Below are 24,860 nucleotides of genomic sequence, written 5' to 3'. Positions count from 1 at the left end.
ACTTGGAAGCGCTCCACCCGAAACGACGGAATTAAGAGGAGCTTGTTCTCGGTGCAAATGCGGCCTGACGTCAGGCTTCCGTTGATATGGCGAGAGCCGCGCCGCATCGACGCAAAGCCTATTTCTTCCAATAAGATAGCACGACGCTTTAGCGACGATGTGGCCAATATGCCACGCCGCCCAAAGAATAAAAGCATACGTCGTGAAGGGGTCTTTTAGACATTGACGCAAACCCTAACCCCGATGCACTCTAATATCGTGTTGTATATCGCTTCTGCGGCTTCCTAAATGATTGATCCCCCAATGCGCAAAAAAAGCCATCCCCCGAGATTTATAGCTCCGAAGCAGGGCGCGAGATCGCTTTCCGTCCCTTACGCCGCCATCCGGCAGCCTTCCAGCAGCAGGCGCATCGTCCAAGGGTCCTTCGCCACGATGACCGCCATTGCGGCCTTGATGGCTCTCCAGCGTCCATCGCTCGCGGGGCCTACGGGAGGGACGGTCGTCGAGGGCTCCGCCGGCATCTCCCAGGTTGGAGCCACCACCAACATCAATCAGTCCTCCAGCAAGGCGATCATCAACTGGCAGGGCTTCTCCATCGCCCCGCAGGAGACCGTCAATTTCAACCAGCCGAGCAGCTCGGCGGTGACTCTCAACCGCGTCATCGGCAATGAGCAAAGCGTCATCTCGGGCGCGCTCAACGCCAATGGCCAGGTCTTCATCGTCAATTCGGCAGGCGTTCTTTTCACCAAGAGCTCGCAGGTCAATGTCGGCGGCCTCGTCGCCTCGACACTTGATATATCCAACGCCAATTTCATCGCCGGAAACTACACATTCTCCGGCTCCTCGGCGGCTTCGGTCGTCAACCTCGGCAAGATTCATGCGCATGACGGCGGCTATGTCGCGCTGCTCGGCAAGACGGTCTCGAACGAAGGCGTGATCACCGCCACGCTCGGGACGGTGGCGATGGCGTCGGGCGATAAGATCACCCTCAATTTCGAAGGAAATTCGCTTCTCGACGTGACGATCGACGAAGGGACGCTGAACGCGCTGGTCGAAAACAAGGCGGCGATCAAGGCCGATGGCGGCCGGGTGATCCTGACCGCCAAGGCGGCCGATGCGGTGCTGTCGGCGCAGGTCAACAACTCGGGCGTCATCCAGGCGCGCACAATGGCCGCCCTCAAGGGCGGCTCCGACGCAACGACCACAGCCCATGTCGGCTCGATCAAGCTTCTAGCCTCGGGCGGGACGGTCAATGTCGCGGGCAAGCTCGACGCCTCGGCGCCGAAGGGCGGAAACGGCGGCAAAATCGAGACTTCGGGCAATAAGGTGACGATCGCTGACAACGCCATCATCACGACCAAGGCCGCCAACGGAACCAACGGCACTTGGCTCATAGATCCAACCGATTTCACGATCTTCGCAGGAACTGGCAATCAGACATCGAGCGGCATAGGAGCCACGACCCTCCTCAACGAACTCGCAAACGGCAACGTCGTCATTGTCACGAGCTCAAGCGGCGCCGATCTCGGCGACATCAATGTCAACGCGGTTTTGAACTGGTCATCGACCTCGGCGACGCCCTCGGCCAATTCTCTAACCTTGGCGGCGGCAAATAATATCAATGTCAATGCGCCTGTGACTTGGTCGGCCGGCACGCTCACGCTGAACGCCGGCGCCAATATCTACGTCAACAATGTGATGACGGCTTCGGGTACGGCGAGCTTCGCGGCCAATTACGGCCATGTCATCGATGCAAGCGGCAATTCGACTGCGGCGGTGACGGGCGCCGGACTCAACACTGACGGCTATACGCCTTACGGCCTTTATACGCTTCAGAGCGCACATATTTCTTCCTACTCGTCGCCTCCTAGCTCTTTTGTTGGAAAAATAAATTTTGCCGGCAGCGGCGCGGTCACGCTGAACGGGCAGGCTTACACCGTCATTACCTGTTCAAGCGCCTGTGAAACGGTCCTCCCGACGATCTCTCCTACCGGCTATTACGTCCTCGGCAACGATCTCAGCGTTAATTGGAATAAGCTGACAACGCCAATTGGCACAGACGCGCAGCCGCTCACAGGCGCCTTCAATGGCTTCGGCCACATGATAAATTTGGGGATTCAAAGCGATGGCCTCGGCCTGTTCGGAACCATCGGCGCCACTGGCGTCGTGACAAATCTTTACGCAAATTCAGTTAATCTTGGGCCCAATCCGAACAATAACGGCGCAAATACCACCGATCCAACAGTTAATCTTGCCGCGTTCGGATTGCTGGCGGACGTCAACAAGGGAACTATTCTTAATAGTTTCGCGATCGGAAGCGTGACGGCGCAGAACGGCTCGACGCCCAATGCGACTGTCGCCGACGTGGGCGGGTTCGTTGGCGATAACTACGGATTGATCGCCAATAGCTATGCCGCCGTTTTGGTCACCGGCACGCTGAACATAGGCGGTTTCGTCGGCGCCAACGAGGCCTCCGGCGCTATTTACACGAGCGCCTCCCGGTTTAGCAACGGCTCCTCTGTCCAAGGGACTGTGAGTTCCATCGCCTATGCTGGTGGGTTTGCCGGAGTGAATTCCGGTCTCATTTCTCAAAGCTACACCCGGACTGGCGTGGACTTATCCGGCGACGCATTGACCTCCAATTCTCTGGCGGGAGGTTTCGTCGGCAAGAACACCAGTACCGGAACCATTGATCAGTCCTATGTTTATTACGGCACCATTGATGGCACTGCGCAAATCTACGGGGTTCATACCGCCGGCTTCGTTGGAGATAACGCTGGCGCGATCACGAATTCCTATTCCACAGCATTGAGCAGCGGTTTTACGCAACCGTGGGATTCCGCCTTCGCTTATATCAATTCCGGTACGATCAGCACATCTTACGCGATCGCGAATGGGTCTACGTCCACCACAAAGCAGAGTTTTGGATTCGTAGCCGTCAATAATGGCGGCACGACCACAGATGATTATTGGTACGCGCCGCAATATAATCCCAGCACCCCTGCGCCTCTTGACAATTCGACGGCTACGCAGCTGACAAAGGATCAATCAAGCGTCTTCGCTAATTATGTCGGCTTTGATCCGACGATTTGGGGCGCGACGACTCATGGCGAATCGCCAATTCTTGTGCAACTGTCGGTTCTTGTCAGCCCTATTTCCGCCAATTCCAATCCGAGCTATGGCAGCTCGGCAAGCGACACGTTTAGCACTCTGGCGATAGCGGGTCTGCAGGGCATTGACAGCAGCATTTACTCCACAGCCGCTCCCGCTAGTCAGTTCGCGCTGATTACACCCCCGTCGGGATTTATCGACGCCGGCTCCTATTCTGCGACCTCGGTTGTGACCTCTGCGGTCTATACGAATATTAAAGGAGGCCTCACCATCGCGCCCGCGACGTTGACGCTCGCAAATGGGGTCGTGGCGGACAAGACCTATGACGGCGCCACGGTTGGAGCTGTCAACAATGGATTGCCGCAAGGCGGCTTGGTCGGGCTTGTTGGCAGTCAGACGCTGGACATTACATATCAGTCAGCAGCCTTCAGCGACAAGAACGCCGGACAAGGCAAGACCGCCACAGTCGCCTTTACCGTCACGGACGGCGCAAACGGCGGCAAGGCGGCCAATTACATTGTGTCCGACACCGCCACGGCGACCATCAATCCCAAGACCATCAGCGCCAGTTTCAGCGCCGCGGACAAGATCTATGACGGTTCCGCCCAGGCGACCGCGACGACGCAACTTAGCGGCGTCGTTTCGGGTGACTCAGTGGCGGTTAGCTACGCGTCATCTTTGTTCAGCGATAAAAACGCCGGCCAAAACAAGACGGTCACATTATCCGGCCTTACGTTGACTGGAAACGACAACAGCAATTACGTGCTCCAAGCAGCCTCGGTCCAGTCCACCGCGACGATCTTGCCTCGGTCGCTCGATCTCTATGGGACCGAGACCGTTGCGAATAGCACGAGTTTCTCGGCGACCGGTCTTTACGCCAAAAACGCCGTGCCTGGAGACGTTGTCAGCTTGACGGGAACGGCCACCATCGCGGGGACGACGGCGGGCGTCCAGGCAATCACTAGCGTGAGCAGCGCAACCGTCAACAATCCAAACTACACGCTCGTTGGCGCCAGCGGCTCGGTCCTTGTCGGCACAGCCAACTTGGCCGTGGATAAAATCGTCTATGGGACGGTGAGCATTACGTCATCGGGCTCCGCGACGACGGTAACCGAAAGCACGGACAAAGCGATTATTGACTGGCTCCGCTTTTCAATTGGATCCAATGAGTCAGTCACCTTTGTTCAGCCGAGTTCGACCTCGATCGTTCTCAATGTCGTAACGGGGAACGAACGCAGCGTCATCGATGGCGCGTTGAACGCCAATGGCCGCGTCTTCCTAGTCAACTCCAACGGCATCTTGTTCTCAGGCTCGTCGCAGGTCAACGTCGGGGCCTTGGTCGCGACAACCTTGAGTATTGACAACGGCAATTTCGAAAATGGCGTTTACCAATTCGCCACTTACGGCGGCGCCGGGTCAATCACTGAAATGGGTCAGATCACCGTCGCTAACAACGGGTTCGCCGCATTCGCCAGCGGCGCCGGCGTCACTTATTCCGGCAGCCTGTCGGCGCCCGGCGGCGCCGCTGTCCTCGCGGCCGCCAACAATATGACCTTGACCTTAGACAGCGCCACGCCCGGCCTTACGCGTTACGCCCTCGGCGGTCTCTCGGGCGTCGCCTCTGTTGGAGGAACATTGAACGTCAGCGCCTCGAGCGGAAATGGCGGGACCATTGAGACAGCCGGCGATACTGTTGCTCTGGCCAACAGTCTGGCGATGGATACTGGGGTCAACGGCACGTGGTCCTACAGCCAGAACGGCGATATTTCGATTGGCCCGAATGGCGCGTTTAGCGGGCAATCTGTCGGGACAAATCTGGCGACTCGTAATTTGAGCCTCAACTCCTATCAAGGCTCCGTTTCCGTCAACGATGCGGTGACCTGGTCGTCGGATGAGCGCCTGACGCTGACGGCGGGCGCGAATATCAACATCAACAACGCCATTACCGCCACGGGCGACCATGCCGGTTTGACGCTGGCCTATGGAGGCTATTCCGAGATGGGCGCGGTGACGGCGGGATCTAATTATTTGATCAATAATCTGACGATCGGCAAGGATTTGTCGATCACAGTCGGCCCGGCTTCGGTGACTCTCACGGGCGCCAACGCCGGACTAAGCATCAATGGCCAAGCCTACACGCTCATTCAAAGCTTGGCGCAGCTTGCGGCGCTTCCTTCATCGCCGGTCCTGGATCAAAACGGCAACCCCGTCTTTGATCCCAACACAGGAAATCCTGAATCCGCCGTCACCGGCTTTTACGCCCTGGGACAGGATCTTGTGGGAACGCAAACTTATTCCGGTCCGTTGATCGCTACATTTTCCGGCACGCTTGCAGGTCTCGGACACAAGATCAGCAATCTGACAATCAATGACACGGCCGGCACTGGCGGGAACGGACTGATCGGGTCCATTGGGACAGTTACGTATGATTACAGCAACTTCCCTCCCCAAATAAGCGTCACGGGCGCTGGAGCCGTTCGCGATCTTGGCTTGACGAATCTCGTTCTCACAGGGGATGGCGGCGGGCTGGCCGGTCAATCTAACATCGGAAGCACGATTAGCAACGTCTACGTCAAGGGCAGCATCAGTGGGGGAACCGACGTCACGAGCTTCCATGGCCCTGATGGCGGTCTTGTCGGCGCAAACTCAGGCGTCATCGACAATGCGCATGTCGACATCGCCATCACAATTCCAGGAGCTGGCAACGATATTGGCGGCCTCGCGGGATCCAACGGCTCAACCGGCCTGATCAAGAATTCGTCGGCCAAGGGAAGCATCTATGTCGGCGGATATGCGTTCGCCGACGGTGGCGGCGTTGGCAGCGGCTCGATCGGCGGCCTGGTCGGGAGCAACGGCGGAAATATCGACAATAGCCACGCGAATGTCGACATCATCGCCAATAATAGCTACTGGATCGGCGGCCTCGTCGGCCTGAACCTTAACGCCAACGACACAAGCACGAGCGCCAACATAACTAATTCGTCCGCAATCGGCTCGATCAGCTCCGAATGGCTTAGCACGCTGTTCAACGGCAGCGGCATCGGCGGCCTTGTCGGAGACAATGCCGGCGGCGCCATCAGCAATTCGTCCTCGACGGTTAGTGTGTCCGTCAAGGCGACGAATTCGAACGAAAATGGCTGGGCGACCATAAACGACGTGGGCGGGCTCGTCGGCACGAATGAAACTAGCTTCGGCGGGAATACAGCCGGGTCAGTCGTCAATAGCTCCTACAACGGGACTATAACGGCGACAGGCGCCGTTTCCTCCATCGGCGGCGGCGTCGGGAACAATTCGTCCGGGACTGTCTCCGGCATACAGACTTCCGGTTCGATAAACACAAGCCAGGGCGCCTCAACCCTCAGCGGTCCCTCTACCGTCGGCGGTCTTGTCGGCAGCAATGGAGGCAGCCTCAGCAATTCCTCTACATCAACGACTGTAACCGGCACGTTCTCGGTCGGCGGCGCCGTTGGATCGAACGGCGGCACAATAGCCAACGTCTCCGCAACTGGGTCAGTGACTGGCACGGGAAACGTCGGTGGATTTGCTGGCGAGAACGGCGGCTCGATAACCAACAGCAAGGCGAGCGGAAACGTGATCGGCAAGACTAATGTCGGGGGGTTCGCCGGTACGAACTTCAGCACGGACCCCAATGCGCCATCCGTCATTTCGGGGTCGACTGCTACCGGAAATGTCAACGGCGTTACGAGTGTCGGCGGCCTGGTGGGCTTTAACGGCGGCAATGTGATCTCGTCTCTGGCCTATGGGAATGTGCAAGGCGTGACGAATGTCGGCGGGCTCGTCGGCACAAACGGCGGGTTAGACCAATTCGGAAACCGTTTCGACGCGGTTGTCGATAGTTCGTCAGCATTCGGAACCGTCACGGGAGTCACGGACGTTGGCGCGCTGATAGGCTTGAACAACAATGGCGGCGCCGGTAACGCCGTGGTGACGAACTCCTCGGCGTTTGGCGCGGCGCTCGTCGGCGGCAGGGACACCAACGCGCTGATAGGAAGCGACCTCGGCAGTTCTACGAATAACACATATGTGAATTTGCCGGCGCAAAGCGCGGCTGCTCAAGCGCAGATCGTGGACGCAGCGGCCCGCGCGGGGACCGTTATAGCAACGACCAATACGGAACTCGCCGCCGAGTCGCCCCCGAGCGCGAACATTTCCGCTGCCGGAGCCAAGGCCGTGTATTCAGCGGCGGCGCCAAAGATCGAGGACAACATCTCGATCGAGTCGCCTCCTCCTCCGCCGGCAGCCGCGCCGAGCGCTGAGCGCCACAGCCGTCGTGAAGCCGCCAACACGACCTCCAACAGCCATCACGCGAGTCATAAAGAAGGCGGCGGCGGCGGCGGAGCGGGGTTCGGCGCCAGAATTCGCAGCATCGAGATTGATGGGCAGCATTTCGACCTCGAGCGTAAATCAAGCGACGCCCCGGCTCCGGCCGAAGCACAATAGGAGCGACCATGACGAGCATAAAATCAAGCTGGGGCTTTAGGCGCCTTGCGCTCAGCTTAAGCGTCTGTGCTGCATTTCTGCCCGCCCAGACATCGGCCGCGGGAGGCCCACCCGAAAGTCCGGATGCTGCCAAGAAGACAGCGGCGCTGCCAGGGGGAGCCCAAGCCGTAAGTGAAACGTTTGAGGACTGGCTTGTTGCCTGCTCTGTGGCGCAGGGCAAAAAGCGCTGCGTGATCAATCAACAACAGACAGATGCAAAGACCCAGCAACGCCTGATCGCGGTCGAGTTGCAGCCACGCAATGGAGGAGCCGACGGCCTGCTTGTGCTGCCTTTCGGGCTCGAGCTTGACAAAGGCGCCACACTCAAGGCGGGCGACGCTCAAATTGGCCAAACGTTGCGTTTCAAGACCTGCGTGCCCCAAGGTTGTGTCGTCCCTGTGAGCTTCGAGCAGAAAACACTCGAGACGCTGTATAAGGCGGCCGCCGTGGTCGTGACGGCGCATGCTGAGAACGGCCAGACCTTATCCTTTCAGATTTCGCTGAAAGGATTTGGGCCAGCACTGAGTCGCGCATCTGCTTTGGGGGAATAGCCTCGGCGGGCGACTCATGCGCGACGGTCTGTTTAATCGAGATCCAAGGACCGGCGTTTCCGTCCGCAAGGCAGCCGATCGGGCGAGAAAAGTTCAATAGTTTTCGTTTCAGTTCGTAAGGGCAAAGCTTATGCGGTACGGCGGAATTGTCGCATGTTGTGGAGCGCTCCAGGCCATGCTGGCGTCAGCCAGCCTGGCTATGGCGCAGAGCGACGCTCCAGTGATTCCTTACAATTTTGGCGGCGGCGTGCGGGAGTCTGAAGAGGTTCGTCGACCTCCAATCACGCCGCCACCGGCCGTGCCGGTGTTGCCGCAAGTCGTCGAGCCTCAGATGATCATCAAGGACAAGGAAACGGTTTTCGTGCGAAGCGTTGTCGTTGAGGGACCCCCCCTTGGCGCGGAGGCCGAGGCCCGCGAGGCGTTGGCGCCTTATGAGAACCGCGCGTTGACCCTTGCCGAGATCTACGAGGCGGCCGCCAAAATCACCAATATTTACCGCAGCCGCGGCTATCTCGTCGCCAAAGCCTATGTGCCAGCTCAAGACGCGCGAAGCGGCGTGTTGCGGATTAAGCTCGTGCCTGGCCTTTATGGAGACATTACGGTCAAGAACGCCTCCCTTGTGAAGGACGATTATCTACAAGACGTGATCAGTCACGCGCTTGGCGATATGCCTCTTATTCACAAGGATGAGCTTGAACGCGCCATGCTCTTGATCTCCGACCTGCCTGGGGCGGCCATGCCTCGGGTTGCAATAGGCTCGGGGCGACGGCCGGAAACGTCGGATTTTAATTTCAACGTCCCGGAGGCGCGCTTGATCGACGGCTTTGTCGCCGTCGACAATTTCGGGTCGCCGTGGACCGGGAGGGACAGGGCGAGCGCCGCTATCAATGTGAATTCTCCGCTCGGCTATGGCGATCGGCTGGCGCTGTTCGGCATCGTATCCGACACGACCCAACTGGTGAACGGGCGGGCGGCCTATTCCTTTCCGCTCGGCTATGATGGCGTGCGCGCCGAAATCGCCGCCTTCCAGACGACCTATGTCCTTGGCGGCATTTATGCGAACACGCAAGGAACCGGGACGGCCGACGCTCTCAGCGCTAGCGTGACCTATGCGATGCGGCGGCAGCGGGACGACAGCATTTATCTGTCCGGCTACTACGCCCACATGATGCTCAACGACAAGCTTCTTGGCGTCTCATTCGCGAATAGGACGATTGATCTCGGGACTGCTTCGCTCTCGCGCGACACGGTCGGCGTCATCGGCGGCATGCCGGTGACCACTAGCACGGTCTTGTCCTTCACCGCGGGCTATTTGAATTTTCCGGATCCGAGCCAACTCGCCTCAAATCTCGCCGGCGTTGATACGGCCGGAAATTATGCGAAGGTCAATCTGGCTTTCACCGCCGTGATTGCGCTCAACGACAAACTATCCTTTTCGACATATTTCAGGGGTCAGAAATCGCTGTCCGGAAATCTCGATTCGAGCCAGCAGCTGAGCTTGACCGGCTATTGGGGCGTTCGCTCCTACGACGAAGGGCTGGCTGGGGACAGCGGTTATCTCGTGACTCCCGAGCTCAAATACGCCTTGCCGGATTTTTATGGATATCGCCACGCTCTTGGACTTTTCACGGACGTCGGCGCCGCTTGGCTCGAAAACGGCTCCTACACGGTGAAGCAGAAGAGCTACACCCAGCTGAACGACATAGGCCTCGGCTATTATGCGACCTATGAATATTCGCCAGGCCGTAATTTTCTCGTGAAAGCGATGGTCGCTCACACCTACGGCGCTGACATAGGCGCGCAGACCTACAACACGTGGACCAAGGGACTTTTCCAGGTGGGCATGACTTTTTGAACAGGGGTCGATCCCCCTTCGCGGCCTTCGGTTTCCGTCTCAAGCCCTTGCTTATGACGGAGAAAACCTGAGAAGGGTCCGTTTATGCTCGGCGTGGATGCGTCGGTCTCGGGGGGCGCCTCGATCGAGGTTTAGGACAATTTGCAATGCAAAACGAAGTACAAATGGGATGGCTTTCGCCTGTAGTTGATTTTGGCGTCGTCGGGCTCTTGGCGGTGCTCAACATCGTCGTCGTCGCCATAGTCTTGGAGCGTCTGTTCTTCTACCGCTCCGTAGAGCCTAGCGATTTTGCAAGCGCGAAGGCGCTCGAGCTGGAGCTCACAAAGCGGCTTGTCATCGTCGCCTCGGTCGCCTCCAACGCGCCCTACATAGGCTTGCTCGGCACCGTCCTTGGGATCATGTTGACATTCTACAACTTGGGCCTTGATCCATCGGCGGACGTAAGCAAGATCATGGTTGGGCTCGCCCTGGCTCTGAAAGCGACAGCTGGCGGGCTCGTGGTGGCGCTTATCTCGGTCGCCTCCTATAACGCGCTTTTGCGCAAGAGCAAGGTGTTGCTCCTCAAATGGGAGATCATTCATGGATGAGCAACCCTTCGACACGCTCAACGTCATCCCATTTGTCGACATCATGCTTGTGCTGCTCACTATGGTGTTGACGACCGCGAATTTTATCGCGACTGGCCGCATTTCGATAACGCTCCCTCAGGCTTCCGGCCCGCAGGTCGAAAAGAAACAGGACAAGACCATCGAGCTTGCTACAGACGGAAAAATCTATTTCGAGGGCGAACTCCTGTCGCTGGATGAATTCCATAATCGGCTTGGCGCGCTCATCCCCGACCGCACGTCTTTCCTGATTCGCGCAGATCGTAATCTTGCGTTCCAACAATTCATCGACGTCGCGGACATCCTAAAGCGGCTGAATTTCACGAAAGTTTCCGTGCAAACGCAAAACGTCTCCAGGTAGAGGCCGAGCCAAGCTCGCTGTTAAGCGATGATCGGCTAGCCGGCGAGAGGCTTCAGCGCAGCCGCTAGAGGGTAGGATGATGCAAAAACTGAGGTTCACGATTTATCACGGCTTAGCCGCATCGGCTGCGCTCCATTCGGCTCTGGCTCTGCCCTTAGTCCTGCGCTTGCCGTCCGAGGCGCCGGATGAGGCGCCGACGCTCATGATCGAGTTGCAGGGCGTCGTTGCGGATACGCAAAGCGAGGAAAGGATTCTCCAAGAAACGAAGGGGCAGGCGCAAGAGGACGAACCCGAGCTTGCGGAGAGCGCTCCAGCACAGCCGCCCGCTTCCGAAACACAGCCGATGCCGTCCGGAGTCGAAGGCGCCGAGTCGCCAACGGCGCAGCCTCAGCCTGAGGAGGCCCCGACGCCTCGATTGGCCGCCCCCAAGAAAGAGACGCCCTCAACGGCGGTCGGCTCGGAGAATGTCAAAGGTGGCGCGGAAAGTGAGAAAGCGCAGACGATTAAGCTCAGCCAAGAAGAGATTAGTCGCCTCAAGGAATATGTGAAGCTGTTGACGAAAAGAGTTCAGGCCCATCTTGTCTATCCGGACGAGGGTCGGCGCGATCGGTTGCAGGGGACCGCGAAGGTATCCTTCAGAATCCTTTCGAATGGGCAGATCTCGGCCACGTCCTTGAAAGTTGTCGAAAGCAGCGGTCAACCGGAGCTCGACGCGAGCGCCCTGCAAACAGTTCGCTCGAGCATTCCCTTCGCGCCTCCGCCGAAGGAGATGACGGTCGCTATCGCGGTCGCTTTCGGCCGCAAACATTAAGAGGTTCTTGTTGCAAAGCGTTCAACGTCAGCGCCGATGAGACAAATTTGGCGGGTTGAAGAAGGTAGGATTTCTGGCTCATCATAGCCGCTTGTCCGCGCCAATGATGATGAGACAAGGACCTGGGGGGAGTTTACCATTGAGGGCATAGGACAAACATCCAGTGGTCATGCTCGTAATTAAAGGCGGCAAGACCATCGCGCAACAGGTCGATGTCGGCCTCGGTGGGTTGCCTGGAATCAGCCTGCGCCGGGCGCGCCTCGCAAGCCTGGACGAGCCCGATCAGCAATTGAATCGAGCGCGCCTCGCCGCCGGCGGCGCGAAAAGGCTGACGCGGGTCCGCGACGGCATGGTCAAATGCGTTCGATCAGCGCCATCGCTGCGGCCGGATTGCGCTGCTTGAAGCCGCTGATGACAAAGAGGAAAACGTCGCGCTCCTGAACGTCGGGCTGCGGCTGCGGCTGCGGCGCCGCCGCCGTCTCCAATCCCTGCGCAAGACCGCCTTCGCGCCACATCCTTGCGCGCGCCGCCCACAGGTCGAGCGCGTCGTCGGCGTATCCGAGCGCTTCGGCCTCGGTCGCTCCCATGATGCGAGCATAGACGAACCGCGCGGTCAGGTCGGCGATCTGCGGATATTTGGAGTCTGCGGCGATAACGACGCCGACGCCATATTCCCGCGCGAGCGCGACGAAGTTTGGCGTCCGAAAGCTGTCGTGGCGGACCTCGACGGCGTGGCGGATGGGTCTGCCATCCACGGATTTTGGCAGCAGTTTGAGGAAGGCCTCGAAATCGTCGGGATCGAACCGCTTGGTCGTCGCGAACTGCCAATTGATCGGGCCGAGCTTGTCCTTCAATTCCAGGACGCCGCTCTTGAAAAAGCGTTCGATGGACTCGCCTGCCTCTGCGAGGACGCGGCGATTGGTGGTGAAGCGCGGGCCTTTGAGACTAAAGACAAAGCCGTCTGGCGTTTCATCATGCCATTTAGCGAAGCTCTCCGGCTTTTGCGAACCATAATAGGTGCCGTTGATTTCGATCGACGTGAGTTTTCTGCTTGCATATTCAAGCTCGCGCTTTTGCGCGAGACCTTCGGGATAGAAGGCGCCACGCCAAGGCGCGTATGTCCAGCCGCCGATGCCGATTCGAATTTTCGATGGCGCGTCTTTCTGCAATTTTTGCCCCTTTGTGCTCAGCGCTCCACGTCATGACGTCTAATGCGCAACTTCCGCCAACCTGTGGCGCATTATTCGGGATAGGAAAAACGCGGCCTCCTATGATAAACTTAAAAAATATAAGAATTCTGGCTAGAAAATAGGATTGAGCCGACGCGAGGCGGACAGGGTTTCAAGACGAGACTTCGGGAGCAAGCAATGCGCAAGTCGATACTTTTTATCGCCATCGCCGCAGCCATTCTTATGGGCCTCCCAGGTTTGGCCTTTGCGCAAGCGCCTGGGGCGGGGCCCGCGGCGGCGGCGGCGTCGGGGACGGCGACTCCCGTCATTACCCGGGGCGGCGGCTTTCCTGGCACGAGTTTGGGGACCGCGGGAGCCGGGGCGGGCAGCACGTCCGCGACGATAGCTTCCCCCGCGCGCTCGCCTGCAATGATCTCGGGCGTCGCTCACATCGGCGCGGGAACGGGCGGTCTCGGCCTCGGCATGGGCAACGCGGTTGGCGGGGTCAGAGACACTGCGACAGGCGCTGGAGTGAGCGGCACGACCCTTGGCCTCCGCTCGACCACGGGCGGCATTTTCGGCTCCGCCGCCGGACTGAGCGCTCAGACCGGCGGGATCAACGACGGTTTCACCTGGGGCATAAACACCGGCGGGGTCAACGGCAGCGCCATTGGAGCGGGCACCGGCGGGCTGAAGGATCTGAACACGCTTGGCGCCTCGACCGGGGGCACCAGCGAAGGCAATAACGCCCCAAGATATCGCGTTGTTCAGTAGGTCGACGCTGACATGCGCCTTCCCTTGATTCCGCCGAGCGAACTGTCTCCTGAACAGCGTCCTCTCTACGACGACATGCGCGAGGGGATCGGCAAGAGCTTTCCTGGCTTCATCGCCATGGGCCAGGACGGCGCTCTCATGGGGCCCTGGAACCCCTGGCTGCATGAGCCTCGAATCGGCAAGCCGATTTGGGATCTGGTCAAGGCGCTTTCTACGCAGTCGAGCCTGCCGGATTCGGCCCGCCAGGTCGCGATTCTCGTGACGGGAGCGCATTTCCGGGCGGGATATGAAATCTACGCCCATGTCGCGGTCGCCGAACATGATGGATTGGGGGACGCCAAGCTCTCGGCAATCGTCGCCGGCCAACGGCCGGCCGATCTCACCCGCCAGGAAACCGTCGCCTATGACGTCGCCGCTGCGCTTACGAGCGGCGGCGTGCTGCCGGAGCTGACCTATCGGGCCGCGGCCGAGGCCTTTGGCGCGCATGGCGCGGCGGAGCTTTGCTATCTCGTCGGGCTTTATTGCCTCGTCTCCGTAACCCTCAACGGTTTTGACGTGCCTGTGCCGGAGGATGGAAGCGCGGGCTAAAGGCTCCTTAAGAAAGCAGGGTCCGGTTCAGCGGCGCGCGGCCGGCGGCCTTCGCCAAGGCTTCTATCGGCAAGAGGGCTTCCATCGGCAAGCGCTTCGTGCGATGCCCTTTGCGCGACCCTTTTCTGCTTTCACGAGACCCAAATGGCCGATTTTTTCCGCGAAGTCGATGAGGACTACCGCCGCGACCGCGCGATTAGGTTCTTGACCAAATATCAATATTGGTTCATCGCCCTGTCTGTTCTCATCGTCGCCGGGACGGGGGCTTGGCGCTACTATGTGCATGCCCGCACCGAGGCCGCCGAGGCGGCCGGCGCGAAATATGAAGCCGCCCTCCAACTGTCGAGCGAAGGCAAGTCGGCTGAAGCGGAGTCGGCTTTCGATGAGATCGCCAAGACGGCGCCCAAGGGCTACGCCAGCCTGGCGCGCTTGCGCGCGGCGGATGAAATCGCAATTCGCGATCCCGAGGCCGCGATCAAGGCCTATGACGCGCTGGCGTCGGATCCTGCCTATAACGAATATTTTCGTGATTTCGCCCGGCTGCGTGCGGCTATATTGAGCGTCGACCTGGGCGATCCGAAAGCGGTCGAGCAAAGATTAAGCCTGCTCGGGGCGCAGTCCTTCCCCTATCACAACACGATCCATGAGCTGCAGGGGCTCACCGCTCTGCGGCGAAATGATTTCGAGGCGGCGGGGCGCTGGTTCGACGCCATCGTGTCCGATCCGCAGGCCTCGCCCGCCCTGCGCCAGCGCGCCGAGGCTTTCCTCGGCCTCGTGCAGGCCGGAAATCCGTCGCCTGAAACACCGACGCCAGGAAAGGCGCCCGCTGTGAAATCGCCGGCGGAAGCGCCTCCTGGAGAAGCGCCGAAAAATTGATGTTCACAGTCGCGATCATCGGTCGCCCAAACGTCGGCAAGTCGACCTTGTTCAATCGGCTGGTCGGCAAGAAGCTCGCTCTCGTCGACGATACTCCGGGCGTCACCCGCGACAGGCGCGAGGGCCTTGCGAACCTCGGCGACCTGACCTTCAAGATCATCGACACCGCGGGCCTTGAGGAGGGCGACAGCGCCTCCTTGCCGGGCCGGATGCGGGCCCAAACCGAGATGGCGATCGAACTCGCCGATGCGATCTTCTTCATCTTCGATTCGCGCGTCGGCCTCACGCCGGACGATCGTTTCTTCGCCAATCTCGTTCGCCGCGCGAATAAGCCGCTGATCCTCATCGCCAACAAGGCCGAAGGCCGCGTCGGCGGCGCGGGCGCGATCGAAGGTTATGATCTAGGGCTGGGCGATCCCGTGCCGCTTTCGGCCGAACATGGGGATGGCTTCGCCGAGCTCTATGCAGCCCTGCGCGAGGCGCTTCCCGAGGCGACCGAAGCGCCTGCCGAGGCCGGGGAGGGCGAGGCGCGGCCGCAGTTCGGCGAGGACGAAGACGGCTCCGAGCTCGATATTACGAAGCCTCTGCGGATCGCGATTCTCGGCCGTCCCAATGCTGGCAAATCGACCTTGCTCAATCGCATCCTCGGGCAGGATCGCCTGCTGACCGGGCCCGAACCAGGGCTTACCCGCGATACGATCGGCATCGATCTCGAATGGCGCGGCCGCAAAGTCAAAATGTTCGACACCGCCGGCTTGCGGCGGCGGGCGAAGGTCGAGGACAAGCTTGAAAAGCTCGCGAACGCGGACGCCTTGCGCGCGGCGAAATTCGCCGAAGTGGTGGTGCTTCTCCTCGATGCGACGATTCCTTTCGAGAAACAGGATCTGACCCTCGCCGATCTCGTCGAGCGCGAGGGCAGGGCGCTTGTGATCGGGCTCAACAAATGGGACCTGATCGAGGCGCGGGGCTCGAAGCTCTCGGAGCTGCGCGAGGCGGCGGAAAGGCTTTTGCCGCAGGTCAAAGGGGCGCCTGTCGTACCGCTGTCCGGCGAGACCGGCGATGGGATCGACAAATTGATGGAGGCGGTTTTTCGGGCGCATGTCGTCTGGAACAAGAGAATAGCGACGGCCAAGCTCAATCGCTGGCTCGCGGGCGCGCTCGAACAGAGCCCGCCCCCGGCAGTCTCCGGGCGGCGCATAAAAATCCGCTACATGACGCAATTGCGCGCGCGGCCGCCCTATTTCATCCTGTTCGGAAATCAGCTCGACGCTCTGCCCGCAAGCTACGAACGCTTTCTCGTCAACGGCCTGCGCAAGGCCTTCGATCTGCCCGGCGTTCCGATCCGCATATCGAAGAAGACGACCGACAATCCTTACAAAGACAGGGCGACGCGGCAGAGGTAGGGATGCTCGGCCGCTTCAGCGTCAGAGACTCAACTTTGAGTTTCCGCTCATGAAACATGGGGACGTCGAAGGTTTGCGGTGCAGAAATTCGGCGACAGCTCGTCCACATTCATGTCGCTGAGGCTGAGCGTTGGATCACAAAGGGAAAAGGCGCAATCAAATGGGCGTAGCTGTCATGTCGTTCGTTTGCGGCAAAAGCCGTACGTCTCCAGCTTCATGCGCCCGCGACGCTGATGTCAATGACTTGGAGGGCGGAAGTCTCTATGCCTAGGAACTCGCATAGCCAAAATCTATAGACGGTGGGGAACTCAATTTTTAGGCTATCATTCAATGGATATCGATTAAAGTAGATTTATTTAGCCATGAGGCTCCGGTGCCCGATCCGAACACGACCGCAAAAACGGTGGCCCCTCCTCCGTGGCAGTGGCTCAAACTGCCCGCGGCAGTTCGGTGGCTCCGCGAAACTATAAGCATCGTACTTTGGCTCGGCCTCTTCATACATTGGTTTATTGTTGATCTACGCCCTTGGACCGTCTCCTACATCCAACTACCAGAGTGGATATACACGTTTCGCTTCTTGATTATACTAGGGCTAATCAGCGCCTTTTTACTTGTTCTTGGGGCTAGGCGTTTCGTACTATTTTTTGGCTATATTGGACTTTATCCCTTTGTCGTCCTTCTCTGGCATTTACCTATAATGGGTGTCAGAAACTGGGCTCTCTTGGTTGCTTTTGCTCCAGCCATTTATTCGACCGTTATAGCTTTTAAGTGGAGATTTGCCCTGTTTACGGCTGCACTAGCCTGCGGGGCAATAATTCTCTGGAACAACTCCAAAGTTCTTTGGAACGACTCTAACCTGATTGTAATTGGAGCAATGTTCTATCTCGGGTTCTATCTTGTCCTTCACTTCGTCCGACGCTTCAATGTCGCTTTCTCGCCTGACACAGTTTTTGCTACCTGGATCAGCCTAATTCAGCATATATCCGCTCGAATAAAAAACGATGCATATCGCCGGCCCAAGGAACTTGACCTCGAGTCCAAGGAATACCAACAGAAAGTTACGCAAAACCTTATTGCAATGTACGTGACTTCCGGCTGTCTTCTGTACATTGCCAACGGCCTCAGACGCGTTAGCAAAAGCCGAAAACTAGATATTTATTTTATTTCTTCACTTATTAATACGTTTCTACTCGCTACAGTCGTTTTCGCTCTTGAGTATTATGGCTTGGAGAGAACTTATCCTGGTAGTTTCGTCGGTATTATTAACCCTAGTTTCTCTAGTTTTTTTGGGTTAAGCTTTAGTACAATATTACCATCGGGCATCTCCCCTCTTGTTGGTGCCACAAATCTAGCCCAGATGTTGAGATATGCAGAACATTTGTCTAGTATACTTGTTTTAGTACTTTTTGCGTTTGTTATTCTGACTAGCATCCGAGAAAGGCATAAAGAGGATCTAGATAAGGTAGTCAATGAGCTTAGCAACACGTCCGAGAGCATCAGAAGTTTTCTTCTAGAAAACTATGAACTCACAACTGCTGCCGTTGAGTCATGGATTTTCAAGCACAGCCCCGCTATAATGAAGCCTTTGTTACGGCTTCGGTACGACGACGCGGCGGCTTCAGAAATTATTGAAGCATTGGAAAATGCGGCAGGGGATGCCGGTGAGGTAGCCTCCGAAGTGGCAATTGTCGAGACTAGGTTCCCGGCCTCCGACTGACGTCCGACACGGTTCCGAGTAATTTCCGTTCCTGCTGCGCTGTTCCTTCTTCCACCGCGCAGATCCCCTCCTCGAGCAACGCAGAAATGCAAACCGAGACACCGCCGGCTCGGCCCCGCGCTTGAACTCGTCCGGGCCGTGATGCGATGATGGCGCCGCCGGCGGCCGCAGGGCGCGGCCCGTAGAAGGACCAACCGCATTGCCCGCACAACATCAATTTGCAGGATTGCGCCGCGCGCTTTTGCGTGTGGCGGAAGCGGTCGTCATTGTCTACGTCGTCCTCGACGGAATTATAACGCCGATTTTCCGCCCCGTTCTTCGCTGGACGGCGCAGCTTCGCCTTATCCTCAGCCTCCAGGATTTCGTCCGGCGTCTGCCGCCTTACGCCATTCTCGTGTTTTTCCTGGTTCCCCACGCCGTCATCGAACCGGCCAAAATCTACGCCGTCTATTTGATCGGCTCGGGACATCCGCTCATCGGGCTGATCACGCTGGCGCTGACCTATCTCATCGGCCTCGTCGTCGTGGAGAGGATCTATAACGCCGGCAAGGAGAAGCTCAGAACGATCGCGTGGTTCGCCAAGATCCTGGATTGGCTGTTCGACTTTCGCGATCGTCTCATCGCATGGGCGAGATCGACGGAGGTGTGGGCTTTCGCCGTCAAGACCAAGCGTTGGGCCGCCGACGTCATCAGACAAGCGCGGCTGCGCGTCGGAGCTTGGCTGACCTCTAAATTCGGCTGAGCTTGCTTCCGAATTACGTTGCAGCCGACCGGCGCGCTTGTGGCCGCCCTGCGGCGCGCCTATGCTGAAAGCATGACTGGCGCGCCTCTGAACAATAGCTCTTCCGACCCGCAATTTGAACGCAGCCTTGAGGCTGCGAGGCCGCTAGGGGAAGAGAGCGACTTTGACGCTTTCGAGACGGAGCCGCCGCGCCGGCGGAGGTTCCGGCCGGTGCCGGTTCGCATCATCCTGCCTAATCTGGTCACGCTGCTGGCCCTTTGCATGGGCCTCACGGCGATCCGCTTCGCAGTGGATGGCCAGTTCGAGATAGCCGTCATCGCCGTGATCGTCGCCGCGATCCTGGACGGATTGGATGGACGCATCGCGCGCGCCTTGCGCGGCACGTCGAGATTCGGCGCCGAGCTCGATTCGCTTGCCGATTTCGTCGATTTCGGCGTTGCGCCGGCGCTCATTCTGTATTTCTGGAGCCTGCACGAGATCAAAAGTCTCGGCTGGTTCGCCGCGCTTGTTTTCGCAATTGCCGCGGCTCTTCGTCTGGCCCGGTTCAACGTCATGCTTGACGATCCGAGCCGCCCCGCCTGGCAGGCGCGTTTCTTCACCGGGATGCCGGCGCCGGCCGGCGCGATCGTCAGCCTTTTGCCGCTCTACCTCAATCTCTCCATTCTCGCGGTTCCGAATATTCGGGATCTCGTCCCTTTCGAGATCGTCTATGTGCTGTTCGTCGCCTTCCTGATGGCGAGCCGGATCCCGCATCTGTCCGGCAAGAAGATGGGCCGGGTGCCGCGCGAATATGTGATTCCCGTTCTTTTCGCCATTGTCGCCTGCATTCTGCTGCTTGCGACCTTTCCGATGGAAATGCTCGTCGGCCTGACCCTGATCTATTTTGCGACCATTCCGCTCGCCATACGGAAGTTCAGAGCCTATGAAGCCGCCGACGCCGCCCGGAGCGCGGCCGCCCTCCCGCCCCTGGCGCAGCCGCATTAGCGTGTGCGGGAAGGGTTGCGGATTTTTCGGTTAAGATTATGTAAAGGCGGAGCCTTCAAGGGCGGAAGCAGTTCATTGGGACGCGCCTGCCAGAGGGACGCCAGCGGCGACGTCCTTGCTGTCCCGCCATTAGACAGAAGCCATCTCGGCCGAGAGCCGGCGCGGCGAAAACCGTTCCGGCCGCGGCAAAACCCAGCGCCAGTTCACAAATGCTCGGTTCTCGATTAGGGTCCGCGCAAATCGCCTGCGCCGGAGTCTTGTTGCCTCTTGCGGGATCTCGCGAAATTGTGATGGTTGATCATCGGTCGGCGGGCCGGAATTCGCTAGGCCCCATGCCGCTTTGCGCGTGCAACGCGCCGCCTGCGGCAGGGCCCGGCCACGGAAAAGAGATGACGGATTTAGGTACAAGGAAAGAAATGTCGAAAGAAGAATTGCTTGAATTTCCAGGGGTCGTCGTCGAATTGCTCCCGAACGCGACCTTTCGGGTCAAGCTCGAGAATGAACATGAGATCATCGCCCACACGGCAGGGAAAATGCGCAAGAATCGCATCCGCGTTCTGACCGGCGACAAAGTGCTTGTGGAAATGACCCCTTATGACCTGACCAAAGGTCGCATCACCTATCGGTTCAAGTGAACTTGAAATTTCATGAGGGACGATCGCCGTGACCGCTGAAGAAAAAGCTTGGCGGCCAAGGCTTGTGCTGGCTTCGGCGTCGCCGCGACGGCTCGAGCTGCTGCAGCAGGTCGGGATCGAACCCGACGCTTTGCTGCCAACTGATCTCGACGAGACGCCGGGCAAGAACGAATTGCCGCGCAGCCTCGCGGCGCGTCTAGCGCAGGAAAAGGCGAGGGCCGCGGCCAAGGTCGCGGCGGTGACGCCGGAGCTCGCCAAGGGCTATATTATCGGCGCGGACACAGTCGTGAGCGTCGGCCGCCGCATCTTGCCCAGATGCGAAGTAGTGGCGGAGGCGGCGCAATGCTTGCGCCTCTTGTCCGGGCGGTCGCATCGGGTCCATACCGGGGTTTGCCTGATCACGCCAAAGGGGCATGAGCGGCGCAAGCTTGTCGAGACGCGGCTGCGCTTCAAGCGTTTGTCGTCGAGCGAGATCGAAGCCTATCTCGGATCGGGCGAATGGCGCGGCAAGGCGGGCGGCTATGCGATCCAAGGGCTCGCCGGCTCATTCGCCTTGAAGCTTGTCGGATCTTATTCTTCGGTCGTCGGCCTGCCGCTTTACGAGACGGTGTCCCTGCTCGCCGGCGAGGGATATCCAGCGCATCTTTTCTGGCTTAACCGCGTTTGACGAAGCGGCTTTAGCTTGAACCTCCGGACAGGTCGATGCATTCCGACAAGCGCGAAGATCATGACCCCGAACGCTCCGCCGAGGCGTCGGCGCGGCCTTGTCCGATCTGCGGCAAGCCTTCCGTCTTCGCCATGCGCCCGTTCTGCTCCAAGCGTTGCGCCGATATAGACCTCCATCGTTGGCTCGGCGGCGTCTACGCCATCCCTGTCGCGCCCGAGGACGAGCCGGACGCCGGTCCCGAGGGCGCAAGCGAGGATTGAGTCGATGCGGCAGTTGAGCAGCATGGCCCGGTGACGCGAAATCATGTTTTTTGTTGTCTCCAAGATCTTTTGGCTTGTCGCCGAACCGCTCTCCTTGCTCGTCGTGCTGGGCGTCTTGGGCGTTCTTCTCGGGTTCACGCGTTTTGCGCGCGCAGGCCGCGCGCTCACCGCCGGCGCCATGGTCCTCCTCGCGATAGGCTTGCTGACGCCTCTCGGCGCGGCGCTGCTCCGGCCGCTGGAGGATCGGTTTCCGCTTCCTGCCGCCGATAGTCCGCCTCCGACCGGAATCATTGTCCTAGGCGGATCAATCTCCCCCGCAAAGACGGAGGCGCGCGACCAGATCATTCTCACGGACGCCGCCGCAAGGTTGACGACTGCAGTGGAATTGGCCCGGCGCTATCCCAAAGCGCGGCTGGTGTTCACGGGCGGGTCGGGCAGCCTGAGAGAGGAGCAGGCGGAAGCAATCGGCGTGCGGACGCTCTGGCTGGCGCTCGGCGTGCCCCCCGAACAGATGAGCTTTGAAGCGAAGTCCCGCAATACCTGGGAAAACGCGGTATTCACGCGTGATCTGATCCAGCCGAAGCCCGGCGAGACCTGGCTTCTCGTGACGTCGGCCTGGCACATGCCGCGTTCGGTTGGAATTTTCCGACGCTTGGGTTTTGAGGTGACGCCCTATCCCGTCGACTATCGCACATTCGGCGACGCGCGCGATTGGCTGATGAATTCGCCAGTCTTGGAGCGCGCCTTCATGTTCGATTTCGGCGTTCGCGAATGGATCGGGCTTTTCGCCTACCGTTTGGCGGGCAAGACCGACGCGCTGTTTCCCGCGCCATCGCAGTGAGCGCCTGCTTTCAGAAATTCGCTTCCCCGGCTCTTTCAGGTTGATCGCTCGCCATGACTTTTACCCTCGTCATCGCCAATAAAGCCTATTCCTCCTGGTCGTTTCGGCCTTGGATCCTCATGCGGCATTTCGACGTCGCTTTCGACGAAATCGTCGTGCCGCTGGCGCAGGCGACGACTCACGAGGACATCTTGCGCTATTCGCCGAGCGGCAGATGCCCGGTCTTGCGCGACGGCGACATCCTTGTGTGGGATTCGCTGGCGATCATCGAATATCTCGCCGAACGGCTCTCGCAGACGCCGATCTGGCCGAGGCCGCAAGCGGCGCGGGCCGAGGCGCGCTCGCTCGCCGCCGAGATGCATTCGGGGTTCATGGCCTTGCGAGGGCTTTTGCCGATGAACATGCGCAGGCCGGTCGCGAAACGCGAGTTGACAGCAGAGGCCGAGGCGGATGTCTCCCGGCTCGAACAGGCCTTTTCGCAGGCGCGCAAAAGATTTGGCGAAAGCGGCGCCTTCCTTTTCGGCGAATTCTCCGCCGCAGACGCTATGTTCGCGCCCGTGGTCAATCGCCTGCATGTTTACGACGTGTCGGTCACGCCGCAGACGCGCGCCTATATGGACGCGGTGATGGCGCTGCCCGCCTGGCGGGCTTGGGCCGCGGAAGCCGCCGCTGAGGCCTGGAGAATCGAAAAATACGAGATCTCATAGCGTCCGTTGGTCAATGTCGGATCTCGTAATTCGTCGGACGGCGCGCCTGGAGTTCTTCTGCGGCAACTCGTTCCGAGCTCGCGAAACGTGGGCTTGCCGTTAGCTGCATTGCAACATCCAAAAAATCGCGTTCCGACGCTCAAAATGCTTGCCGTTGCGACTTACAAGGGCGAATTATAAACGATTCATGAGTTCTAACCGCGCGAGGCGCCTAGTGAATCGCTTAATGGGCAAGGGCGTGGCGATTACGCCAAAGTCCAGCGCGAAATCGGACATTGATCAGTTTCTCGACGCCGCGGCGAAACTGCCCGCGCCGGCCGCGAGCGGGCGGGGAAGGCTGGTTTTCGCGCTGGATGCGACGATGAGCCGGCAATCCACCTGGGACTTGGCGCAGACGGTTCAGACCAAGATGTTCGCAACCGCCGCCGCGCATGGCGGGCTCGAGGTTCAGCTCGTCTATTATCGCGGGTTTGGCGAGTGCAAAGCCTCGCCTTTTATGTCCGGCGGGCAGGGCCTCGCCGGGCTCATGACGAAGATCTCGGTCGGCGCAGGCCAGACGCAGATCGAAAAGGTCTTGCGCCATGTCCGCGACGAGGCGCGGAAAACTCCTATTCGCGCGCTTGTTTTCGTCGGCGATGCCATGGAGGAGCAGCTCGACGTTTTGGCGTCGGTCGCCGGTGAACTTGGTCTTTTGGGCGTTAAGGCTTTCCTGTTCCAGGAGGGGCGCGACGCGATCGCCGAACAGGCTTTCCGGCAGATCGCCTTGCTGACCGGGGGAGCCTATGCAACATTTGACTCGTCCGCGCCGGAGCGGCTCGTGGCGCTTCTATCGGCGGTTGCGGCCTATGCCGCCGGCGGGCGGCGCGCCCTCGAATTCGAAGCGCGCGCGCGGGGCGCGGCGGCGGCGAACCTTCTTTTAGCGCAATTGCGTTGAGTGGCGTCGGATGCTTTATCTTCTTGCCGGGTTTCTGGTGTTCTGGCTTGGGCTTTATGCGCTCAAGGCTTTCACTCAGGCCAATCCGGCCGAGCTTGCGCGCTTCATGCGGCGCGCCGGCGGCTGGGCGGCTCTCGGCGTCGCCGCGATCCTTTTGTTGCGTGGACGCATCGACATGGCGATCGGGCTTGGCGGGCTTGCGGCCTGGCTGCTGAAAGTCGGCTATGGCTCGCCATTCCGGCTGTTCAAATCAGCTGGCGGCGCGGGGGTCGGCCGGGTTTCATGCGTCAGATCAGCGATGATCGAGATGGAGCTCGATCATGAGACCGGCAAAATGCGCGGGACCATCCTCGCGGGTCCGGACGAGGGCAAGTTGCTAGACTCGCTGACGCGGCCGCAATGCGAAGCCCTCTATTGCCTCTGCTGCAGAGACGATCCCGAGGGAGCCCGGCTTCTGGAGGCTTATCTCGACCGCAGGTTTTCCGGTTGGCGTCCGACAGACCAGCAAAGGCGCGACTCTGGGGCCGCCGATGGGCCGCGCCGCGCCGGCGCCATGTCCAAGGATGAAGCGTATGAAGTTTTGGGACTTCAGAAAGGCGCTTCGCGCGAGGAAGTCGTTCGCTCGCACCGTTCGCTGATGAAAAAGCTGCATCCAGATCACGGGGGGACGACGGACCTGGCGGCGCGCGTCAACGAAGCGAAAGATGTCCTGATGCGGCGTCATCAGTAGAGGTCCAGGGGCCTTATTCGAGCAATGATTGAAACGGCG

The 24,860-nt window shown here is 59.4% G+C and carries 21 protein-coding genes; 20 read left to right on the top strand and 1 reads right to left on the bottom strand.

Annotated features, from left to right (window positions below; all coding sequences use genetic code 11):
- Positions 1 to 303 precede the first annotated feature (303 nt).
- From RZS28_RS01210 to RZS28_RS01185, 6 genes are all read left to right on the top strand, one after another.
- Positions 304 to 7,572 (top strand): filamentous hemagglutinin N-terminal domain-containing protein, encoded by a 7,269-nt coding sequence (locus RZS28_RS01210; protein ID WP_407339406.1) that lies wholly within the window; start codon positions 304 to 306, stop codon positions 7,570 to 7,572.
- 8 nt (positions 7,573 to 7,580) lie between these two features.
- Positions 7,581 to 8,162, top strand: coding sequence for an invasion associated locus B family protein (locus RZS28_RS01205; RefSeq protein ID WP_407339405.1), 582 nt, complete (start codon positions 7,581 to 7,583; stop codon positions 8,160 to 8,162).
- A 175-nt stretch (positions 8,163 to 8,337) separates the two neighbouring features.
- Positions 8,338 to 10,017: a ShlB/FhaC/HecB family hemolysin secretion/activation protein gene (locus RZS28_RS01200; protein WP_407339404.1), complete on the top strand. Its 1,680-nt coding sequence runs from the start codon at positions 8,338 to 8,340 to the stop codon at positions 10,015 to 10,017.
- A 146-nt stretch (positions 10,018 to 10,163) separates the two neighbouring features.
- Positions 10,164 to 10,604, top strand: a complete 441-nt coding sequence (gene exbB / locus RZS28_RS01195) for a TonB-system energizer ExbB (RefSeq protein WP_407339403.1) — start codon at positions 10,164 to 10,166, stop codon at positions 10,602 to 10,604.
- Complete coding sequence (locus RZS28_RS01190; RefSeq protein ID WP_407339402.1) at positions 10,597 to 10,983, top strand: ExbD/TolR family protein; 387 nt, start codon at positions 10,597 to 10,599, stop codon at positions 10,981 to 10,983. The genes exbB and RZS28_RS01190 overlap by 8 nt, the downstream gene beginning before the upstream one ends.
- A 76-nt stretch (positions 10,984 to 11,059) precedes the next feature.
- A complete protein-coding gene (locus RZS28_RS01185) occupies positions 11,060 to 11,794 on the top strand; it encodes a TonB family protein (RefSeq protein WP_407339401.1) in 735 nt (244 codons plus the stop codon).
- A 353-nt stretch (positions 11,795 to 12,147) separates the two neighbouring features.
- Here the strand turns inward: RZS28_RS01185 and RZS28_RS01180 are convergent, their stop codons facing one another.
- Positions 12,148 to 12,963, bottom strand: coding sequence for a DUF72 domain-containing protein (locus RZS28_RS01180; RefSeq protein ID WP_407339400.1), 816 nt, complete (start codon positions 12,961 to 12,963; stop codon positions 12,148 to 12,150).
- Positions 12,964 to 13,161: 198 nt separating this feature from the next.
- Here RZS28_RS01180 and RZS28_RS01175 point away from each other — a divergent pair, with 198 nt between their 5' ends.
- The 14 genes from RZS28_RS01175 (at position 13,162) to RZS28_RS01110 (ending at position 24,821) form a co-directional block, all read left to right on the top strand.
- A complete protein-coding gene (locus RZS28_RS01175) occupies positions 13,162 to 13,737 on the top strand; it encodes a hypothetical protein (protein ID WP_407339399.1) in 576 nt (191 codons plus the stop codon).
- Between the two features lie 12 nt (positions 13,738 to 13,749).
- Positions 13,750 to 14,325, top strand: a complete 576-nt coding sequence (locus tag RZS28_RS01170; RefSeq protein WP_407339398.1) for a carboxymuconolactone decarboxylase family protein — start codon at positions 13,750 to 13,752, stop codon at positions 14,323 to 14,325.
- A 144-nt stretch (positions 14,326 to 14,469) separates the two neighbouring features.
- Positions 14,470 to 15,201 (top strand): tetratricopeptide repeat protein, encoded by a 732-nt coding sequence (locus RZS28_RS01165; protein ID WP_407339397.1) that lies wholly within the window; start codon positions 14,470 to 14,472, stop codon positions 15,199 to 15,201.
- Positions 15,201 to 16,604, top strand: coding sequence for a ribosome biogenesis GTPase Der (gene der, locus RZS28_RS01160; protein WP_407339396.1), 1,404 nt, complete (start codon positions 15,201 to 15,203; stop codon positions 16,602 to 16,604). The genes RZS28_RS01165 and der overlap by 1 nt, the downstream gene beginning before the upstream one ends.
- Positions 16,605 to 16,977: 373 nt before the next feature.
- Entirely contained in the window at positions 16,978 to 18,321 is a 1,344-nt protein-coding gene (locus tag RZS28_RS01155; protein ID WP_407339395.1) for a hypothetical protein, read from the top strand.
- Positions 18,322 to 18,520: 199 nt separating this feature from the next.
- The gene (locus RZS28_RS01150) at positions 18,521 to 19,063 is read left to right on the top strand and encodes a hypothetical protein (RefSeq protein ID WP_407339394.1); all 543 of its coding nucleotides are present in this window, start codon (positions 18,521 to 18,523) and stop codon (positions 19,061 to 19,063) included.
- Between the two features lie 72 nt (positions 19,064 to 19,135).
- Positions 19,136 to 20,047: a CDP-alcohol phosphatidyltransferase family protein gene (locus RZS28_RS01145; protein ID WP_407339393.1), complete on the top strand. Its 912-nt coding sequence runs from the start codon at positions 19,136 to 19,138 to the stop codon at positions 20,045 to 20,047.
- Positions 20,048 to 20,463: 416 nt separating this feature from the next.
- Positions 20,464 to 20,682, top strand: a complete 219-nt coding sequence (infA, locus tag RZS28_RS01140) for a translation initiation factor IF-1 (protein ID WP_012384664.1) — start codon at positions 20,464 to 20,466, stop codon at positions 20,680 to 20,682.
- Between the two features lie 28 nt (positions 20,683 to 20,710).
- Positions 20,711 to 21,349: a Maf-like protein gene (locus RZS28_RS01135; protein ID WP_407339392.1), complete on the top strand. Its 639-nt coding sequence runs from the start codon at positions 20,711 to 20,713 to the stop codon at positions 21,347 to 21,349.
- A gap of 35 nt (positions 21,350 to 21,384) precedes the next feature.
- Positions 21,385 to 21,609 carry a DNA gyrase inhibitor YacG gene (gene yacG / locus RZS28_RS01130; protein WP_407339391.1) on the top strand — a complete coding sequence of 75 codons (225 nt, stop codon included), beginning with the start codon at positions 21,385 to 21,387 and terminating at the stop codon, positions 21,607 to 21,609.
- 43 nt (positions 21,610 to 21,652) lie between these two features.
- Positions 21,653 to 22,450 carry a YdcF family protein gene (locus tag RZS28_RS01125; RefSeq protein ID WP_407339390.1) on the top strand — a complete coding sequence of 266 codons (798 nt, stop codon included), beginning with the start codon at positions 21,653 to 21,655 and terminating at the stop codon, positions 22,448 to 22,450.
- Between the two features lie 53 nt (positions 22,451 to 22,503).
- On the top strand, positions 22,504 to 23,157 hold the full coding sequence (locus RZS28_RS01120; RefSeq protein ID WP_407339389.1) for a glutathione S-transferase family protein: 654 nt from the start codon (positions 22,504 to 22,506) through the stop codon (positions 23,155 to 23,157).
- A gap of 226 nt (positions 23,158 to 23,383) precedes the next feature.
- Positions 23,384 to 24,091, top strand: a complete 708-nt coding sequence (locus RZS28_RS01115; protein WP_407341009.1) for a VWA domain-containing protein — start codon at positions 23,384 to 23,386, stop codon at positions 24,089 to 24,091.
- A 10-nt stretch (positions 24,092 to 24,101) separates the two neighbouring features.
- Positions 24,102 to 24,821 (top strand): DnaJ domain-containing protein, encoded by a 720-nt coding sequence (locus RZS28_RS01110; protein WP_407339388.1) that lies wholly within the window; start codon positions 24,102 to 24,104, stop codon positions 24,819 to 24,821.
- Positions 24,822 to 24,860: the final 39 nt, after the last annotated feature.

The sequence above is a fragment of the Methylocapsa polymorpha genome (assembly GCF_045689225.1).
GTDB lineage: Bacteria > Pseudomonadota > Alphaproteobacteria > Rhizobiales > Beijerinckiaceae > Methylocapsa > Methylocapsa polymorpha.
Note: the sequence above shows the minus strand (reverse complement) of the source record. Positions and strands in the feature narration are given on the sequence as shown.